We start from the raw sequence: 17,569 nt of genomic DNA, 5'->3' as shown, positions 1-17,569 counted from the left end.
TCAGAAACGCTCCGGGCGATAGGGCGTGGGGTCGATGAACGGCGTCTCACCGTCCATCATCTCGGCGACCAGACGGCCGGTGGTCGGCCCGAGCGTGAAGCCCTGATGCGCATGACCGAAGGCGCACCAGACGCCGTCCTGCTTCGGCAGCCTGCCGATGATCGGCAGCATGTCCGGCGTACAGGGGCGCACGCCCATCCAGGGCTGGGTCTCCACCGCATCGCCCAGCGGCAGCAGCGTGCGCGCCACGGGTTCGGCGCGGGCCAGCTGCACTGGTGTCGGCGCCTCATCGATGCCGGCGAACTCCGCGCCGGTCGTCAGCCGCACGCCGGCGCGCATCGGTGCGAGGAGGAAGGCGCTTTCGGTATCCAGCACGGGCCGGTTCAGCACCGCGTTGCCCTGCAGGGCGAAGTGCTTGTGATAGCCGCGCTTGCCGAAGGTTGGCGGATCGTAGCCGAGCGGCTTCGTCACCTTGTTCGCGAAGGCGCCGAGGGCCACGACGACCTTCTCTGCGTCGTTCGGCCCATCGGCCGTCTGCACGCGCCAGCCTGCGCCGGCACGGGACAGGGACGTCGCATCCCCCATGACGAAGCGCCCGCCCGCTTCCTCGAACTGCCGCGCATAGGCCATGACCAGCGCGTGGGGGTCGCTGCACGATACTGGATCGGTCCAGTGGATCGCCCCGAAGCGCGCCTTCAGCAATGCCGGCTCCGCCTCGGCCAACGCCTTGCCGTCCATCGAGGCGAAGTTGACGCCATGCAGCCGCTGTCCTTCCTCCGCCTGCCGCAGGGCCAGGCCGAAGGTTGCCTCGTCCGAGAACATCCGGATCCAACCGATCGGCCGCAGCAGCGGCATCGCGTCGGTGTCGCGCGCGAAGGCGTAGTGCTCGTCGAGGCAGGTCTCGATCAGCTTCGCATAAGCCTCGGCAATACGGGCATAGCGCTGCGGCTCCGAATGCCACCAGTACCGCAGCAGCGGGGTGGCCAGCCCCGGCAGCGCGCCCCAGTGGTAGTAGGCGTCAATCGACCGGTTGCGCGCGATGCGCATAATCTCGGCGGCGTTGCGCGGGAAGGCGTGCGGGTGCACCGCCTCGCGCTGGATCAGCCCGCCATTGCCGAAGGATGCCCCGAGGCCCGGCTCCTGCCGGTCCACCAGCAGCACGTCATGGCCGCGGCGCCGCAGGTGCAGCGCCACGGACACCCCGACCATACCCGCGCCGAGAACGATCACTGAAGAAGGCATGCCGCCAAGGCCCCCGCATCCACCGCATGCATTCTAGTCCGGCGGCGCGGCATGGCGAGGGGGCATGTCGGCTTAGCCTTTCAGCTTCGCGACCGTCGCCTCCAGTGCCTTGTCCAGCACCTCGATCAGCGTGTCGCATTCGGTCTTCGTGATCACCAGCGGCGGCGACAGCACGATGGTGTTGGAATGCCGTACCCCTCCGCCGGACCTCCCGACGATCACGCCATTCGCCTTGCAGAAATCCACCACCCCCTGCACCAGCGCACCGTCGAGCTGCACCTTGCTCTCCCGATCGGTGACGAGCTCGATGCCGATCAACAGCCCCTTGCCCCGGACATCGCCCACGATGCCATGGCGGAACAGGCGGTCCCTGAAGCCGTCCATGAGATAGGCGCCCATGGTCGCGGCGCGTTCGGGCAGCTTCTCCTCCAGCATGATCTCGATGTTGCGTACCGCAACGGCCGCCGCGACCGGATGCCCGCCATAGGTGTTCACCTGCATCACCTGGCGCGCTTCCGCGACCTCGCCGAGGAAACTCTCGAACACCTTGTCCTTCACCACGGTCGCGGCGATGGGCAAGTAGGCCGAGACGATACCCTTCGCGATCGCCATGATGTCCGGGCTGATGCCGTAATGCTGGTGGGCGAACATCTTGCCGGTGCGGCCGAAGCCGTTGATCACCTCATCGACATGCAGCAGCACGTCGTACTTGCGGCAGATGCTCTCGACATAAGGCAGGTATTCGTCCGGCGGCACCGCGACGCCGACGGCGGACATGATCGGCTCGACAATGATCTCCGCGACCGTCTGCGGGCCTTCGGCAAGAATCGTCGTCTCGATCAGCTTTGCGCAGGCCATGCCGCAGCTGCCGGATTCCAGCCCGAGCGGGCAGCGGTAGCAGGTTGGTGCCGGCACATGAATGAATTCGCCTGCATAGGGTTCGAACTTCGTCTTGCGCTCGCCCATGCCGCCGGCGGCGAGCGTCGCGAGCGTCGTTCCGTGATACGCATACTGCCGGGCAATGGTCTTGAAGCGAAACTGGCCGGGGAATTCATGCTTCGCGTATTGCCGCGCGATCTTGAATCCCGCCTCATTCGCCTCCGATCCCGAGTTGGCGAAGTAGCTGTGGTATCCGCCCCCCATCAGCCCGTTGATCTGCTCGCCGAGCCGCGCCGCGGGCAGGTTCATCGCCGTATGCGGGTAGTACGCGATCTGCTGCATCTGCTCGGCCGCGATCTCGGCGAGTTCAGAGCGGCCATAGCCGATGTTCACGCACCACAACCCGGCCATGGCGTCGAGATAGGTGGTGCCATCCGCATCGATGATGGTCGAACCCTGGCCGCCGGTGACGACGATCTGGGACGTCTCCAGCGCGCGATGCTGCACGATCGGATGCATCACGTTCTGCAGGTCCTGCGCGACGACGCGGCGGCGCGCCTCGGGATCGGGCTGGTTGGTCAGGGACATGGCGGCACCTCGCGGCTGCTGGGTGGGAATGATGTCGCGGGCATCGTCGCGCGGCTTGGCGCCGGAGGAAAGTGCGAAGACCGCAGGGTGAGCACTTCACATTCTCCCGTGCCTGCCCCATTCCCCCTTCGCCGATGCCGGTCTAGGCTCCGCGTCCAGGCTGCCGGCAGTGAACGACCGGATCGCCATCGGGACTGCCTCCGTCACGGCCATCGCACAGGAGTTCTGCATCGATGAGCCCGTCGATCACCCGTCGCATCCTCGCCGGCGCCGCGCTCGCTGCCGGCGTTGCGCGCCCTGCGCGCGCCCAATCCTATCCGACACGCCCTGTGCGCCTCATCGTTCCCTTCGCTCCTGGTGGTGGCGTCGACGCGGTGGGTCGGATCCTCTCCGAACCGCTGGGCGCACTGCTTGGCCAGCCCGTTGTGGTGGAGAACCGCGCCGGCGCCGGCGGCGCGATCGGCGTCGACGCCGTGGCGAAGTCGCCGCCCGACGGCTATGCGATGACATTGGTGAGCCCCGGCAACATGACGGCCGGCCCTGTCGTGCGGCCGACGCCATACGATCCGCTGACCCTCAGCTACATCAGCATGGTCACCCGCAGTCCATTGCTGCTGGTGTGCCGCAACAGCCTCGCGGCGCAGAACCTTGCGGAGTTCGTCGCCCTCATCAAGCGCCAACCGGATGCCATCCGCTTTGCCTCGGGCGGCGTCGGCACCGGCACGCACCTCGCGGGCGAGCTGATGAACCTGCGCCTCGGCACCAACATGGTGCATGTTCCTTATCGTGGCACCGGCCCGGCGCTGACCGACCTAATCGCCGGCAATGTGGACATCTTCTTCTCCGATTCCTCGGCTTGGCCGATGGTCCAACAGGGACAGCTCCGCCTGCTCGCCGTGAGCTCGGCCACGCCCTGGGCGGCCTCCCCGCAGACACCCTCCGTCGGGGCCGAGGTGCCGAACTTCGACATCTCCAACTGGTACGGCATCGTCTCCGCGCCTGACACCCCGGAACCGATCCGCAACCGCCTGGCCGCCGACATCGCGAAGGTCCTCGCCCGGCCCGAGATCCAGGAAATGCTCGGCCGCCTCGGCTTCGACGCCGCGCCGATGCCCCCCGTCCCCTTCGCCGCCTTCGTGCGGAACGAGCTGGAGACCTGGCGGGCCGTCGTCCAGGCCGCCAACATCCGCGCCGACTGACGCGGGCGCCTCCTGCCGCTCGCTTTTACCGCTGCAAGGGACATGATGACCAAGACTGCGCGCCTCGCCGTCGATATCGGCGGCACTTTCACCGACCTCGTTCTCGCTTTGCCCGACAGGTCTCTCTCCACCAAGGTCCTCACCACGCATGACGCGCCGGAACGCGCGGTGCTGGAAGGCACCGCCGCCATCCTGGCCCAGGCCGGCATCACGGCGGCGGATCTGGCCCTCGTCATCCACGGCACGACGCTCGCGACCAATGCGCTGATCGAGCGCAAGGGCGCCAAGACCGCGCTGGTCACGACGGAAGGCTTCCGCGATTCCCTCGAAATCGCCTACGAGCACCGTTTCGAGCAATATGATCTCTACATGGAGCGCCCCGAGCCACTGGTGCCGCGCCCCTTGCGCTTCGAGGTGCCCGAGCGCGTCGCCGCCGATGGCGAGGTGCTGCTGCCGATGGAGGAAGCTGCGCTCGACCGCATCGGCGCCGCTGCCAAGGCGGAAGGCATCGAGGCGCTCGCCGTCTGCTTCCTGCACGCCTACCAGAATGACGCTCATGAAAAGCGCGCGCGCGAGATCCTCGCCCGGTACCTGCCGGAGGAGGTGATCGCGATCTCCTCCGAGGTCTGCCCCGAGATCCGCGAATACGAGCGCACCTCGACCACCGTCGCCAACGCCTACGTCCTGCCGCTGATGGAAAGCTATCTGCGGCGGCTGGAGGATGGGTTGAAGTCGCTGGGCTCAACCTGCCCGCTGCTGCTCATCATGTCCTCGGGCGGCATCACCACGGTAGAGACCGCGCGCCGCTTCCCGATCCGGCTGGTGGAATCCGGCCCGGCCGGCGGCGCGATCCTCGCGCAGATCCTGGCCGCCGAGAACGGCATCGACCGCGCGCTGGCCTTCGACATGGGCGGCACGACGGCGAAGATCACGCTGATCGACGACATGAAGCCGCAGCAGGCCCGGCACTTCGAGATCGCCCGCGCCGCGCGCTTCGTGAAGGGCAGCGGCATTCCGGTGCGCATCCCGGTGATCGACATGGTCGAGATCGGCGCCGGCGGCGGCTCCATCGCGCGCGTGGATGGCCTCGGCCGCATCACGGTCGGTCCAGACAGCGCGGGGTCGATGCCCGGCCCGGCCTGCTACGGCCGCGGCGGCACGAACCCGACCGTCACGGACGCCGACCTCGTGCTGTCCTGGATCGACCCTGCCCTCTTCGCCGGCGGCTACATTACGCTCGACCCGAAGGCCTCGGTCACCGCCTGCACGAGCTCCGTCGCGACGCCGCTGTCCATGACGCCGGAAACCGCCGCTCTCGGCATCACCGAGATCGTGACGGAAACCATGGCGTCCGCCGCGCGCGTCCATGCCGTCGAGAACGGCAAGGAGACCGCCGGCCGCACCATGATCGCCTTCGGGGGTGCTGCGCCGCTGCATGCGGCGCGCATGGCGGCGAAGCTCGGCATGGATCGCGTGCTGGTGCCGGTCGGCGCCGGCGTCGGTTCCGCGCACGGCTTCCTCGGCGCGCCGATCGGGTATGAGGTGGTGCGCACGCGCCTCGTCAGCCTCAACGCCTTCGATGCACCGCTCATCAACGGCCTGTACGAATCGATGCGCGCGGAAGCTGAGGCCGTGGTGCGCCTCGGCGCCCCGGGCGCCAAGCTGCAGGAAATCCGCACCGGCTTCATGCGCTATCGCGGCCAGGGGCATGAGGTCGCGGTGACGCTGCCGGATGGCCCCTATGACGTCACCAGCCTCGACGTGTTCAAGGCGGCTTTCGAAGCCACCTACAACGCGCTCTATGGCCGCATCATCCCGAAGCTCGAAATCGAGGTACTGACCTGGACGTTGTCGCTCGCCGAGGCGAAGCCCCTGCCCGCACGCATCGCCGATCCAACCCCGGCCAAGGCACCGGCGCCTGCCGGCACGCGCCGCATCATCGACCCCGGCACCGGCGGCCCCGTCGATGCTGCGATCTATGATCGCTCGTCGCTCGCCCCCGGCGCCCGCATCGCCGGCCCTGCCGTGATCGTTGAAGCCGAGACCTCCACCCTGGTGCCCGATGGCTTCACCGCCGGCCCGAACGCCGCCGGCCATCTGCTGATCGAAAGGACCGCCCGATGAGCAATGCGATCGGCGAGATCGAAATCCAGATCCTCTGGAACCGCCTGCTCTCGGTCGTCGAGGAACAGGCCCAGACCCTGGTCCGCACCGCTTTCTCCACCGCCGCGCGCGAGGCCGGCGACATCTCCGCCGGCGTCTTCGACATGAAGGGCCGGATGCTGGCGCAGGCGGTCACGGGCACGCCGGGGCACATCAACTCGATGGCGCGCTCGGTCGTCCACTTCCTCGACGCCTTCCCGGCGGAGACGCTGAAGGATGGCGACATCCTCATCACCAACGACCCGTGGAAGGGCACCGGCCATCTGTTCGACCTGACGGTCGTGACGCCCATCTTCCTCGACGGCCAGCCGATCGCGCTCTTCGCCTGCACCACGCATGTCGTCGACATCGGCGGCCTCGGCGTCAGCGCGGAGGGACGGCAGGTCTATCACGAGGGCCTCTACATCCCGCTGATGTACCTGGCACGGCAGGGCGTGATGAACGAGGACCTGCTCGGCATGGTCCGCGCCAATGTGCGCGAGCCCGTGCAGGTCGTCGGCGACATCTACGCGCTCGTTGCCTGCAACGAGACCGGCGGCAAGCGCCTGGTCGAGATGATGCGGGAATTCAACCTCGCCGATCTCGACTATCTCGGCGAGGAAGTCATCTCCCGATCCCGCCGCGCCATGGCCGACGTCATCGCGAAACTGCCGCAGGGTTCCTGGTCCGCGACCATGACCATCGACGGCTTCGAGGCGCCGGTGACGCTCGCCGCGACGCTGACCATCGCCGGCGACCGCGTGCTGGTGGACTACGCCGGCACCACCGGCCTGTCGCGCTTCGCGATCAACTGCCCGATCTGCTACACGGAGGCCTATACCTCCTTCGGCGTGAAGGCCGCGCTGGCGCCGTGGATCCCGAACAACACCGGCACGCTGGATGCGGTGATCGTCACCGCGCCGGAAAACACTATCGTCAACGCGCCGCATCCGGCAGCGGTGTATGCGCGCTCGGTGATCGGCCACATGCTGCCGGACGTTGTCTATGGCTGCCTCGACCAGGCGATGCCCGGCACGGTGCCCGCGGAAGGCACGTCGAGCCTGTGGAACCTGTCGCTGCTCGCCGGCCACGGCCTGACGGGCACGGAAGGATCCGCCGTCCGCACCTTCAACGTCACCACCTTCCACTCCGGCGGCGCCGGTGCGCGGCCGCAGCAGGACGGGCTGTCGGCCACACCCTTCCCATCGGGCGTGCGCAACGTGCCGGTGGAGATCACCGAGGCGATCACGCCGCTCGTCGTCTGGCGCAAGGAGTACCGCAAGGGTTCCGGTGGTGCGGGCCGTCAGCGCGGCGGCCTCGGACAGCGGATGGAAATCGCCAATCGCGATCCCGCCGCCTTCGGCATCCAGGCACGGTTCGAACGCGGTGAGTACCCGGCCCGCGGCCGCAGCGGCGGCGCGCCGGGCGGTCTCGGGCGGCTGTCGCTGGGATCCGGCACGCCGATGAAGGTCAAGGGCTTCCAGGTGATCCCCGCCGGCGACCGGCTGATCGTGGAGATGCCCGGCGGCGGCGGCTATGGCGACCCGTTCGAGCGTGATCCCGCCCAGGTCGCGCGCGACGTCCGCTACGGCATGATCGAACGCGAACAGGCCGAAGCAGACTACGGCGTCGTCCTGACCGCCGCCGGTGAGCCGGACACGGCCGCCACCGCCAAGCGCCGCGCGGCGCGCTGAAGGGAATGGGGCGATGAACAACGACGTGAAGCGCATCGGCGTCATCGCCCCGCCCGCCAATGTGGCGCTGGAGCGCGAATTGCCGCGCTACCTGCCCGATGGCGTCGTCACCAACCACAACCGCCTGTCGCGGCCCGAAGCGAAGCTGACGAAGGAATCCCTGCTGGCGATGGGCGACAGCGCGATGCGCGCCGCGACGGACCTCGCCTATGCGCGGCCCGACGTCGTCATGTATGGCTGCACCAGCGGCTCCTTCCTCGACGGCTTCGGCAATGAGACGAAGATCGCCGACCGCATCACCGGCCTGATCGGCGTGCCCGCATTCACGACGTCCACCGCCGTGCTCGAAGCGCTGCGCGCCGTCGGTGCCCGCCGCGTCTTCATGGTCACGCCCTATCCCGAGGACATGAACGAGCACGAGGTGAAGTTCCTCGCGCATCATGGCTTCGAAGTACCGGCCTATGATTCCTTCCGCTGCGCCGTCAGCGAGCAGATCCGCGCCATCCCGTCCGAAGATGTCGCCGCGCTGGTCCTCCGCAATCGCGACACCATCGCGGGCTGCGACGCGGTGTTCATCTCCTGCACGAACCTGCTGGTGCTCGATCAGATCGAAGCGCTGGAGGAAGTCCTCGGCGTCCCGGTCGTGACGTCGAACCAGGCATCGCTGTGGGCGGCACTTCGCCGGCTGCAGGTCCCGACATCATCGATCGCCTGCGGGCGCCTGTTTCGATAGTCCTGCGGCGCACATCGCCGCTGTTGCCGCTGGAGGGGCTTTGCCCCTCCAAGCCACCCCAGCAAAGGCCGAAAGGCCTTTGCAAACCTCCTTGTGGTGCCGGACAGAGTTGTCGGAACGACGCCCAAAGCCGCCGCTGCGCCCGAAACGCGGTCGAAGTGGCTGCGCGGCTGGCATGCCCGATACCAACAATTTGCGGTCCAGGTGCTCCAAGCACTTGGCGGGGTGGTTCGGAGGGGCAGAGCCCCTCCGACCGGCAGCAAGACAAGCATCGACGGTCGCGGCCAACAGCCGACCAGCCATCCCGCGGCCTCACCCCACGCGGTTATGCACCCCGCCCCGTTTCCACGTCAGCACGAGAACGTCGCGGCAGGAAGGCTGCGTGGCATCGGCGGGCGCCACTGGCGAAACCCCATGCATCACCCGCGGATCATCCACCATCGCCGTATCCAGCGGATCGCTGAGCACGAACTCGGCCAGGCGGTTGCCGTCATCATCCTCGATGACCGTCTCGCCGCCTTCCAGATTGGTGCGCGCGATCATCACGATCAGCACGCAATCCACGCCGTCATGGTGCACGCCTTCCGGCGTGGGATATCCCGGCGCACCCGCCACGGCCTCGATGCGGAACTGATGCGCCTCGACAAACCAGGGATGCGGGCCGTGCAGCGCCTCGGCCATCGACCGGCCGAGTTCCAGCAGCGCCAGCATCGGCGGGCTCTCGGCGACCGCATCCTCCATCGCCGCGAACCAGCGATCCACGCCGCCGTTCAGCGTGTTGTGCACCACCGCCTGGAAGTGCGGCCGGTGCTCGCCGCGGACATGCCCGGGCACGCCTGGCTCGGCCGAGAAATTCGCGATCCGCCGGCGGCGGTACCGCCCGCCGTCGCGCATGAAGGCGTCGGTCTCCAGCCGCTCCCAGGAAGCGAAGAACGGCGCAAGCGCCGCCGGCTTGCCGCCCTCGGCCATCAGCGCGGCCATCACCGTGCCGGGCACGCGCGCGAACCCCTTCGCGGCCACCTCGGCAAGCGGTCCCGCCGGAACAGTCATGACACGCTTCCTTCCCCGATCGGCGGCACATCCCCGGCCATGCCGGCCAGCACCTCCGCCACGTGACGCACCTTCACCGGATGGCCCTCCCGCCGCAGCCGTCCGGCCATGTTCAGCAGGCAGCCCAGATCGCCCGCCAGCAGCGTGCCGGCACCCGTCGAGGCAATGTCCCGGCACTTGTCCGAGACCATCCGCGTCGAGATGTCCGGATACTTGACGCAAAACGTCCCGCCGAAGCCACAGCAGATCTCGGGGTCAGCCATCTCCGTCAGGCGCAGCCCCTCCACCGAGGCGAGCAGCGCGCGCGGCTGCGCCTTCACCCCCATCTCCCGCAGGCCGGCACAGCTGTCGTGATAGGTGACATTGTCGTCGTAGCGCGCGGCAACCGATGCCATCCCCCGCACGTCGCGCAGGAAGGAGACGAGTTCGTGCGTGCGCTCCGTCAGCGCCTCGGCCTTCGCACGATATTGCGGGTCGTCCTCGAACAGTGACGGGTAGTGGTGCGCGATCATCCCCGCGCAGGATCCGGAAGGCACGACGACGTAGTCGTAACCGCCGCAGGCATCGATCACCGCGCGCGCGAGGTCCCGCGCCGTCGCCCGGTCCCCGGCATTGAAGCCCGGCTGGCCGCAGCAGGTCTGCACCGGCGGCACCTCGACGCGGCAGCCCGCATCCTCCAGCAGCCGGATCGCCGCGAAGCCGACCGTCGGCCGATAGAGATCGACCAGGCAGGTGACGAACAGGGCAACGCGCGGCTGACTCTGTGACATGGGCGGGAGGATAGGATTCTCCCGCCCCCGCGGACAGTCCCGTTTGCCCGTCCGGCGTGCAGATCGGCTATTCCACGCGGATGCCGGCCTGGCGGACCACGGCGCTCCACTTCGCGCTCTCCGACCGCAGGAAGGCAGCCAGCTCCTCGGGGGTCGAGGCGGCGCCATCCACGCCGGCGGTCTCCATCCGCTGCTTCACCGGCGGATGCGCCACCGCCTCCTGCACCGATTGCGACAGGCGCAGGATGACCGGCGCCGGCGTGCCGGTCGGCACCATGACGCAGCCCCAGGACGTCGCCTCGGCCTGCGGATAGCCGGCCTCGGCGATGGAGGGAACGTTCGGGATCAGCGGGTGCCGCCGCGGCCCGGTCGCCGCCAGCGCCGTCAGCTGGCCGGCGTTGATGCTGCCCGCGGCACCGGCGATCTGCATCAGCATCATCTCGATGTTGCCGGCGACCAGGTCGTTCACCGCCGCGCCCGAGCCGCGATAGGGCACATGCACCATGTCGATCCCGGCCTGCTGGCGGAACAGCTCCGCCGCCGTATGGGTCGAAGCGCCGTGGCCGGACGAGCCGAAGGAGAATTTGCCGGGATTGGCCTTCGCCAGCGTGACGAACTCGGCCAGCGTCCGGACGCCGAGCCTGTTGGTCACCACGATCACCATATCCGCGGTGTAGGCCATGGACACGGGGGCCAGGTCGCGATCCGGGTCGAAGGCCATCTGGCGGTAGATGTAGCGGTTCGTGGAGAGCAGCCCGGTCACGCCCATCAGGATGGTGTGCCCGTCAGGCGGCGCCTTGGCGACGATATCCCCGCCGATGTTGCCCCCCGACCCGCCGCGGTTCTCGACGATCACCGGCTGACCAAGCGTTTCGCTCATCCGGTCGGCGATGATGCGCGCGCCCACATCGGTGCTGCCGCCGGCGACGAACGGGACGATGAAGCGGATGGGGCGGTTCGGCGCCCAAGCCGCCTGCGCATGGGCGCGGGCAAAGGGCGCGGCGAGGCCGGCCGCGAGAAGGAGGCGGCGGTTCATGGCAGTTTCTCCGGCTTAAGTTTGGCGGCAAATTACGCACTGCGCCGCGGACCGCAAGACAGCGTCATGCGCAATATCGGATCGCGCGGCGCGTCGCGATCCAAGCGGAAGCAACCCTCCGCGGTCCTTCAGTTCAGCCGCTGCCGCAATTCGACCGTCAGCCGACGGATGCGCACCGCCGCCTCGCCCTCCGGCACAAGCTCGAGGAACCTATCGAGGCAGCCGAGCGCCGCGCCGATGCGGTCCAGCCGCTGGTTCATCAGCCCCGCCTCCCGCCACAGCGCCGCGGCCTCGGGGGCCAGGCGCAGCATGTCCTGGGTGCAGGTCAGCGCCGTCTCGATCGACCCGGCGCGCAGCCGGCGCAGCTTGATGTTGTTCTGCAGCCGCAGCAGCACGTCGCGCCGGGCCATGGGGCGCAGCAGGCCGGGGCGCAGTTCGGCAGCCTCCCCCTCCACCCGCTTCAGCAGCGCCCGAAGCGCGGGGGCTTCCAGCGCCGGGCCTCCGGCGAACACATCGACCACGAGCTGCCCGCGCGGCCCTTCGAGCGCGATCAGGAAATGCCCCGGGAAATCGACGCCATGCGCGCCCCAGCCGGCAGCCTCCGCCGCGTGCAGCCAAAGGATGCCGAGCGCGACGGGCAGGCCCCGCCCCCGTTCCAGCACGCGGATCAGGTTGGCGTTGTCCAGGTCGTCATAGGTCTCGGTATCGCCGGTCAGGCCGAAATGGCCGTGCAGCACGCCGGCCAGCACGACGCGGCGGCGTTCGAGGTCGCCGGCATCGGCCTCGGTATCTGCCGTCGCGGCCTGCACCGCGGCGCGGGCGATGGTCGACAGCCGTGCCATCGCCGCCTGCCAGTCGGCCTCGGGTACGTCGACGCGCGCGAGCTGCAGCGCGACCGCGGCGATGTCGATCTCGGCGTCGGGCAGGCGCCCGGCGGCGTCGAGGGCGAGCCGGGCCTCATCCTGGCTGGGCAAGGGCATGGCCGTAGTGTCGCGGCGACAGCCCCGCCCTTCAAGCTGTGAAAGGCTTCGTCTTCCCCCGATCAATCCTGCGTTACCACGCGCACCGCGGCCGCGCCGTGTCCGGGGACGCTCGAAACCGAAGAACGGCAAGGAATACAGTTGATGCCCAGGCGCAGGCCCCCGATCGCAGCGGCCCCTCTTCTCCTGCTGGCGCCCCTGGCGTTGGCCGGCTGCGGCAGCGGCCTCAGCGATGCTACGGCCCTTGGCGGTGCGCCCCGCCCGCCGGCCTATGCCGGCAGCATCGCCCTCGCCTCGGATCCGAGCGGCGCTCGCTGCGTGCTGACCAACCGGGAAACGAGCACCCTCGTTGCCGATGTCACCACACCCGCCACCGTGCCGCTTCCTCGCAGCACGGCGGCGATCGACGCCACCTGCGTCGCGCCCGGCAGCATGGAAACCACGGTGGCCATCCGACCGGTCCGGGATTTCGCCGCGAACATCCACCACCCGCAGCCGATCGGCACCGGCGTCGCGCAGAACCTCGTCGCGGTACGAAGCGGCATCACCCGCCGCTACGATGACACGGTCGTGCCACTGCCACCGCAACCCTTCGCCTCCGCCGCGGCGCGGGATGCCTGGTTCGCCGACCGTGCGGAACAGATCCGCCAGGCGGCGGCGCCCGGCATCGCCCGCGCAGAGCGCGCCCAGACCGCCACCATCGATTCCGCCGATACGCTGCGCGGCTATCTGGTCGAGGACCTCGCCCGCCTCGAACGTCAGCAGGCCATGGCAACGGTCGCCGCGCGAACCCCCCGCTGAGCGGGGATGGAGCGTCCAGCGCCAGGGCGTGCGCTCAGTGCGCCCTGGCGCGGCACCGCATCACGGCCAGACCTTGGAGCGCCCGCCTTCCTGGTCCTTGTCGGCCTCGAGGTCGCCGTCACCGAGATTGACCACGCGCTGGATGACCCCCGTCTCATCGCGGCGGACCGGCTTCCCGGCGACGACATCCTCCGGCGGCTGCGCCTCCCACTCCCCGTCCTTCATCAGGTAGCGCTGGATGCGGCCGGACTGGCGATAAGTCACGCTGAACGGCCCCGGATGGAACACCGCGCGTGTCACCGACCCCGGGGTCCACAGGATCTCGTACGTCGCGAGGTCCGCATCGGCGTCGAACGCCGCCTCGCGGGCCCTGGCGAGCGGCATCTTGTCAAAGGGGTCATCGGTCATAGGATTGTCGATCCTCTCCGTAACGATGTGTGTGGTATCGCACTACGATGTCCGCCGTGGAAGATTCGCCGCGCTGCCCGAAATGCACGACGCCGGTCGTCGCAGCGGCGCGGTTCTGCCACGCCTGCGGCCAGTCCCTGACGACGCCCCCGCCCAGCGAGGAACGCAAGGCGCTCTCCGTGCTCTTCGCGGACATCCGCGGCTCGACGCGGCTGATCTACAATGAGGATCCGGAGCGTGCGCGCGAACTGCTGAGACCCGCAGTCGACGCGATGGTCGAGGCGATCCGCCGCTTCGGCGGCACGGTCAATCGCGTCCTCGGCGACGGCGTCATGGCGATGTTCGGCGCCCCGGCCGCGATGGAGCAGCACGCGCTCAACGCCTGCTGCGCCGCGCTTGCCATGCGCGACGCCCTGCGCGCCGTCGCGCGGGACCAGCGGGCGCAGCATGGCGTCGATCTCGCCGCCCGCATCGGCGTCCATTCGGGCGAGGTCGTGGTGCACGACGTCGCCAACGACCTTTCTACTGGCCTCGATGCCGCCGGTGCCGTGGTGCACATCGCCGCCCGCATCGAGCAGGCGACGGAACCCGGTGAAGCCTGGATCTCGGCGGCGACCTACCGTCTCGTGGAAGGCTATGTCACCGCCGACACGCCGCGGCAGCTCGACCTGCGCGGTGCCACCGAGCCGGTCGAGGTGTACCGGCTGGTCGCCGCCGATCCGCGCCGACCGCGGCTTCAGCTCACCGCCCGGCGCGGCCACGCGCCCTTCGTCAGCCGCGCCACCGAATTGTCGGTGCTTGAGGACGCCCTGTCCCGCAGCGCGGCGGGACATGGCGCCGGCGTCGTCCTGGTTGGCGATGCCGGCTGCGGCAAGTCGCGGCTCGTCCACGAATTCCTCGCGCGACAGCCGCAGGACAACCCGCTGGTGATGCACGCGCATTGCCAGCGCTACGATTCCGCGACGCCGCTCGCGCCGCTCGCCACGCTGGCGCGGGCACATTTCGGCATCACGCCCGACGACGACACCGACCGGGTCCACGAGCGGGTCGACGCCGGCCTGCGCGATGCGGGCCCCCGGATGGGCGACGCCATCCCGGCCCTCGTCGCGAGCCTCAGTCGGGGCGCCGAAGAAGCCGCTTGGCGGGCGCTCGCGCCCGATCAGCGGCAGCGGCGGCTGCATTCCGCCTTTGTCGGCCTGTTCCGACACATGGCCGACACTCGCCCCCTGGTGCTGACCGTTGAGGACCTGCATTGGGCGGATGGCGAGACGCTCGCCGTGCTCGACCGCGTCGCAGCGGAACTGCCGGCGACGCGGCAGATGCTGCTGCTCGACCACCGGCCGGAGTTCACTCATGCTTGGCCGTCCTCGATCAACGCGCTGCATGTCGAACCGCTGACGCCCGACGACACACATGAGCTGATCCGCCAGATCCTCGGCGACGAGATCGGCAATCGGCGCCTCGCCCGCCTGCTGGTCGAGCGCACCGGCGGCAACCCCTTCTTCCTCGAGGAGTGCATCGCCTCGCTGATCGAGCAGGGCGCGCTGATCGGCCAGCGCGGCGCCTATCGGCTGGTCGCGGAGATCGAGGCGCTCGACCTGCCGGACACCGTCCGCAGCATCATCGCTTCCCGTCTCGACAGGCTGCTGCCGGCCGACAAGGCGGTGATGCAGGCGGCGGCGATCATGTCGCGGGAGCTGGAGCCGGCCGTGCTCGCGGCCATGCTCGACCGCACCGAGGCTGAGATCAGCCCGGCCCTCGCGCGGTTGCAGCATGCCAACCTGCTCGTCTCCGGCGGCGCGGACAGCACGGCCTTCAACTTCCGTCACGCCCTGATCCAGGAGACGACCTATGCCGGCATGCTGCGGTCGCATCGCCGCACGCAGCATGCACGGCTCGTCGACGTGCTCGAAGGCGAGCATGGCGACCGGCTGACCAATCGGATCGAGGCGCTCGCCCTGCACGCGTGCCGCGGCGAGGCATGGGAGAAGGCGGCGCGCTACGGGCGGGATGCCGGCCGCAAGGCCGCGGCGCGATCGGCGAACCAGGAGGCCGTGCAGTTCTTCGAACAGGCGATGGACGCGCTGACCCGCCTGCCCGAGAGCGGCGAGGTGCTGCGCGATTCCGTCGACCTGCGCTTCGACCTGCGAACGCCGCTGTTCCGGCTCGGCCAGGTCGGCCCGCTGTTCGATCGGCTGCGGGAGGCCGAGACGCTGGCCGAGCGGCTCGGCGACCATGAACGCCTCGGCCAGCTTGCGCTGTTCATGAGCCACCAGCGCTGGCTCGCCGGCGACAACGCCGGCGCGATCGGCGCCGCCGAGCGCGCCGCCGCGATCGGCCGCAGCGCCGACGACCCCGCTTTGGTGGTCCGGGCCGGCTTCCAGGCCGCGCTCGGCCAGATGGGGTTGTGCCAGTTCGAGGCCGCCGCAACCGCCATGGCGACTGTCGCGGAGTTCGCCGAGCAGCCGGGCTATCTCGACCGTTTCGGCCTGGAACGGCCGTTGACCGTTGTCGCGCTCGGCTATCGCGCGCGCGCACTCGGCGAACTCGGCGACTTCCAGCGCGCCGCGGAAGCCGTCGATGCGTGCAAGACGCTGGCTGAGACGGTGCGGAAGCCCTTCACCTCCATCTTCGCGACCATCGCGGAGGGCCATCTGCGGCTGATGACCGGCGAGCCCACCGCCGCCATGGCGCCGCTCGAGGAGGCCGTTGAGTTCTGCCGTCGGTCCGAGACGCAGCTCATGATGCCGGTCGCGGAAGGCTTCTTCGGCGCAGCCTGCACGGCGGCGGGGCGCTGGTCCGACGGCGTGCGCCACCTCTCCGCCGCGGTGCGCGAGGCGGAGGCGATGGGCTTCATGTTCCAGCAACCGCTGCGCCTCGCCTTCCTCGCCGAAGCGCATCTCGCGGAGGGCCAAGTCCCGGAAGCCGCCGCGCAGGCCGAGGCAGCACGCGGCCTCGCCGAGCGGCAGGGCGCGCGCGGTGCCCTGGCCCACGCCCTGGCGGTTGAAGCCCGCATCGCCCAGATGTCCGGCGATGACGCGCTGGCCAGCCGCCGCTTTCAAACTGCGCTCGACCTGGCGCAGGCCCTGTCGCTTCGTCCGCTGGCGACGCGCATCCGCAGCATGGCCGGTCCCGATCTTCTCTGAGTTGCCGATGGTCGGGCCATCGCGCGGACGTGACTGCGATCTGCATCACACGGCGCAGGCCCTTCTTCCGCAGAAAACTTAAACTTTCGGCAATCTTGCCGCAGCCGCATCGCATCCCGATCTCACGCCGCATGATTGACGCTCAGGCATTGTTGAACCGCTTCCTCGGCGCCGGCTCGGGGTCCACCAATCAGGCCATGGGGCAGCCAAACGCGGCTCCCTCTGCGCTCGGGGGCGCCGGCGGCATCGCCGACAAGGCCCGGCAGGTCCTCGGCCAGGGCGGGGTTGGCGGGCTGGCCGGTGCCGCCGCGGCCGGCGGCCTTCTCTCGCTCCTGGTCGGCAAGAAGAAAGGTCGGGGCGGCAGCTTCCTGAGCCATGGCGGCGCCGCGCTGCTCGGCGCCCTGGCCGACCGCGCGGTGCAGAACTGGCAGGCGGGCCGCCAGCCGGCCGGCGCCGTGCCGCCCACGCAGAACGATGTCGCTTCGGTGGATCCGCGCTTCCTGCCCGGCGCCGCGCCCGCGGCCGGCGGCGAGCCCTTCGAGCTGTCGCTGATCCGCGCCATGATCGGCGCCGCCCGCGCCGACGGCCATATCGACGCCGAGGAGCATCGCCGCATCTTCGCGCAGGTCGAACAGGCCGGCCTCGATGCCGAGGCCAAGGCCTTCGTCTTCGATACCCTGAACGCGCCGGTCGGCGTCAGCGAGGTCGCCGCCGCCGCGACGACACAGGAACAGGCGTCCGAGCTGTATCTGGTCTCCCGCCTGGCCGTTGATCCTGACGATCCGTCGGAACGGGCGTATCTCGAAGCCCTCGCCCACCGGCTGAAGCTGCCGGGCGACCTCGTCGCCCATCTCGACCGGCAGGCGGATATGGCGGCGTCGGGGCAGCGATAGCCCAATCG

General features: G+C 69.5%; 14 protein-coding genes. 7 read left to right on the top strand and 7 right to left on the bottom strand.

Going from position 1 to position 17,569, the window contains the following annotated elements:
* Both GXW78_RS00700 and GXW78_RS00695 read right to left on the bottom strand, forming a co-directional pair.
* Complete coding sequence (locus GXW78_RS00700; protein WP_211865143.1) at positions 1 to 1,242, bottom strand: NAD(P)/FAD-dependent oxidoreductase; 1,242 nt, start codon at positions 1,240 to 1,242, stop codon at positions 1 to 3.
* 72 nt (positions 1,243 to 1,314) lie between these two features.
* A complete protein-coding gene (locus GXW78_RS00695) occupies positions 1,315 to 2,709 on the bottom strand; it encodes an aminotransferase (RefSeq protein WP_211865141.1) in 1,395 nt (464 codons plus the stop codon).
* Positions 2,710 to 2,942: 233 nt separating this feature from the next.
* On the opposite strand from GXW78_RS00695, the gene GXW78_RS00690 reads away from it, so the two are divergent.
* Genes GXW78_RS00690 through GXW78_RS00675 form a run of 4 tightly spaced genes read left to right on the top strand, consistent with a single transcriptional unit; the run spans position 2,943 to position 8,477 of the window.
* The gene (locus GXW78_RS00690; protein WP_211865139.1) at positions 2,943 to 3,908 is read left to right on the top strand and encodes a Bug family tripartite tricarboxylate transporter substrate binding protein; all 966 of its coding nucleotides are present in this window, start codon (positions 2,943 to 2,945) and stop codon (positions 3,906 to 3,908) included.
* Between the two features lie 42 nt (positions 3,909 to 3,950).
* A complete protein-coding gene (locus tag GXW78_RS00685) occupies positions 3,951 to 6,032 on the top strand; it encodes a hydantoinase/oxoprolinase family protein (RefSeq protein WP_211865138.1) in 2,082 nt (693 codons plus the stop codon).
* A complete protein-coding gene (locus tag GXW78_RS00680) occupies positions 6,029 to 7,744 on the top strand; it encodes a hydantoinase B/oxoprolinase family protein (RefSeq protein ID WP_211865135.1) in 1,716 nt (571 codons plus the stop codon). The genes GXW78_RS00685 and GXW78_RS00680 overlap by 4 nt, the downstream gene beginning before the upstream one ends.
* A 13-nt stretch (positions 7,745 to 7,757) precedes the next feature.
* Complete coding sequence (locus GXW78_RS00675; protein WP_211865133.1) at positions 7,758 to 8,477, top strand: maleate cis-trans isomerase family protein; 720 nt, start codon at positions 7,758 to 7,760, stop codon at positions 8,475 to 8,477.
* A 312-nt stretch (positions 8,478 to 8,789) separates the two neighbouring features.
* Here GXW78_RS00675 and GXW78_RS00670 read toward each other — a convergent pair whose 3' ends face one another.
* The 4 genes from GXW78_RS00670 to GXW78_RS00655 all read right to left on the bottom strand — a co-directional run bounded on the left by GXW78_RS00670 (position 8,790) and on the right by GXW78_RS00655 (position 12,313).
* Positions 8,790 to 9,527: a 2OG-Fe dioxygenase family protein gene (locus GXW78_RS00670; protein WP_211865131.1), complete on the bottom strand. Its 738-nt coding sequence runs from the start codon at positions 9,525 to 9,527 to the stop codon at positions 8,790 to 8,792.
* Positions 9,524 to 10,297, bottom strand: coding sequence for a (Fe-S)-binding protein (locus GXW78_RS00665; RefSeq protein WP_211865129.1), 774 nt, complete (start codon positions 10,295 to 10,297; stop codon positions 9,524 to 9,526). The genes GXW78_RS00670 and GXW78_RS00665 overlap by 4 nt, the downstream gene beginning before the upstream one ends.
* 67 nt (positions 10,298 to 10,364) lie before the next feature.
* Entirely contained in the window at positions 10,365 to 11,333 is a 969-nt protein-coding gene (locus tag GXW78_RS00660) for a Bug family tripartite tricarboxylate transporter substrate binding protein (protein ID WP_211865127.1), read from the bottom strand.
* A gap of 128 nt (positions 11,334 to 11,461) precedes the next feature.
* Positions 11,462 to 12,313, bottom strand: a complete 852-nt coding sequence (locus tag GXW78_RS00655) for a SirB1 family protein (protein ID WP_211865125.1) — start codon at positions 12,311 to 12,313, stop codon at positions 11,462 to 11,464.
* A 144-nt stretch (positions 12,314 to 12,457) separates the two neighbouring features.
* On the opposite strand from GXW78_RS00655, the gene GXW78_RS00650 reads away from it, so the two are divergent.
* Positions 12,458 to 13,114 (top strand): hypothetical protein, encoded by a 657-nt coding sequence (locus tag GXW78_RS00650; RefSeq protein WP_211865123.1) that lies wholly within the window; start codon positions 12,458 to 12,460, stop codon positions 13,112 to 13,114.
* Positions 13,115 to 13,174: 60 nt separating this feature from the next.
* Here GXW78_RS00650 and GXW78_RS00645 read toward each other — a convergent pair whose 3' ends face one another.
* A complete protein-coding gene (locus GXW78_RS00645; protein WP_211865122.1) occupies positions 13,175 to 13,522 on the bottom strand; it encodes a hypothetical protein in 348 nt (115 codons plus the stop codon).
* Between the two features lie 56 nt (positions 13,523 to 13,578).
* On the opposite strand from GXW78_RS00645, the gene GXW78_RS00640 reads away from it, so the two are divergent.
* Together GXW78_RS00640 and GXW78_RS00635 are read left to right on the top strand one after the other, a co-directional pair.
* Positions 13,579 to 16,668 carry an AAA family ATPase gene (locus tag GXW78_RS00640; protein WP_211865120.1) on the top strand — a complete coding sequence of 1,030 codons (3,090 nt, stop codon included), beginning with the start codon at positions 13,579 to 13,581 and terminating at the stop codon, positions 16,666 to 16,668.
* A 131-nt stretch (positions 16,669 to 16,799) separates the two neighbouring features.
* On the top strand, positions 16,800 to 17,561 hold the full coding sequence (locus GXW78_RS00635) for a tellurite resistance TerB family protein (protein WP_211865118.1): 762 nt from the start codon (positions 16,800 to 16,802) through the stop codon (positions 17,559 to 17,561).
* The last annotated feature ends 8 nt before the right edge of the window (positions 17,562 to 17,569 follow it).

Origin of the sequence: Neoroseomonas terrae (assembly GCF_018129025.1) — a bacterium.
GTDB classification, from domain to species: Bacteria; Pseudomonadota; Alphaproteobacteria; order Acetobacterales; family Acetobacteraceae; genus Neoroseomonas; species Neoroseomonas terrae.
The sequence above is the reverse complement of the archived record's forward strand: the minus strand, read 5'-3'. Positions and strand labels throughout refer to the sequence as shown.

What these genes read in the sequence shown, in the direction of transcription:
- GXW78_RS00685 (WP_211865138.1), top strand. Translation starts at nt 3,951, where the DNA reads ATGATGACCAAGACTGCGCGCCTCGCCGTCGATATCGGCGGCACTTTC.
- GXW78_RS00680 (WP_211865135.1), top strand. Translation starts at nt 6,029, where the DNA reads ATGAGCAATGCGATCGGCGAGATCGAAATCCAGATCCTCTGGAACCGC.
- GXW78_RS00675 (WP_211865133.1), top strand. Translation starts at nt 7,758, where the DNA reads ATGAACAACGACGTGAAGCGCATCGGCGTCATCGCCCCGCCCGCCAAT.
- GXW78_RS00665 (WP_211865129.1), bottom strand. Translation starts at nt 10,297, where the DNA reads ATGTCACAGAGTCAGCCGCGCGTTGCCCTGTTCGTCACCTGCCTGGTC.
- GXW78_RS00650 (WP_211865123.1), top strand. Translation starts at nt 12,458, where the DNA reads ATGCCCAGGCGCAGGCCCCCGATCGCAGCGGCCCCTCTTCTCCTGCTG.
- GXW78_RS00690 (WP_211865139.1), top strand. Translation starts at nt 2,943, where the DNA reads ATGAGCCCGTCGATCACCCGTCGCATCCTCGCCGGCGCCGCGCTCGCT.
- GXW78_RS00700 (WP_211865143.1), bottom strand. Translation starts at nt 1,242, where the DNA reads ATGCCTTCTTCAGTGATCGTTCTCGGCGCGGGTATGGTCGGGGTGTCC.
- GXW78_RS00645 (WP_211865122.1), bottom strand. Translation starts at nt 13,522, where the DNA reads ATGACCGATGACCCCTTTGACAAGATGCCGCTCGCCAGGGCCCGCGAG.
- GXW78_RS00660 (WP_211865127.1), bottom strand. Translation starts at nt 11,333, where the DNA reads ATGAACCGCCGCCTCCTTCTCGCGGCCGGCCTCGCCGCGCCCTTTGCC.
- GXW78_RS00670 (WP_211865131.1), bottom strand. Translation starts at nt 9,527, where the DNA reads ATGACTGTTCCGGCGGGACCGCTTGCCGAGGTGGCCGCGAAGGGGTTC.
- GXW78_RS00635 (WP_211865118.1), top strand. Translation starts at nt 16,800, where the DNA reads ATGATTGACGCTCAGGCATTGTTGAACCGCTTCCTCGGCGCCGGCTCG.
- GXW78_RS00695 (WP_211865141.1), bottom strand. Translation starts at nt 2,709, where the DNA reads ATGTCCCTGACCAACCAGCCCGATCCCGAGGCGCGCCGCCGCGTCGTC.
- GXW78_RS00655 (WP_211865125.1), bottom strand. Translation starts at nt 12,313, where the DNA reads ATGCCCTTGCCCAGCCAGGATGAGGCCCGGCTCGCCCTCGACGCCGCC.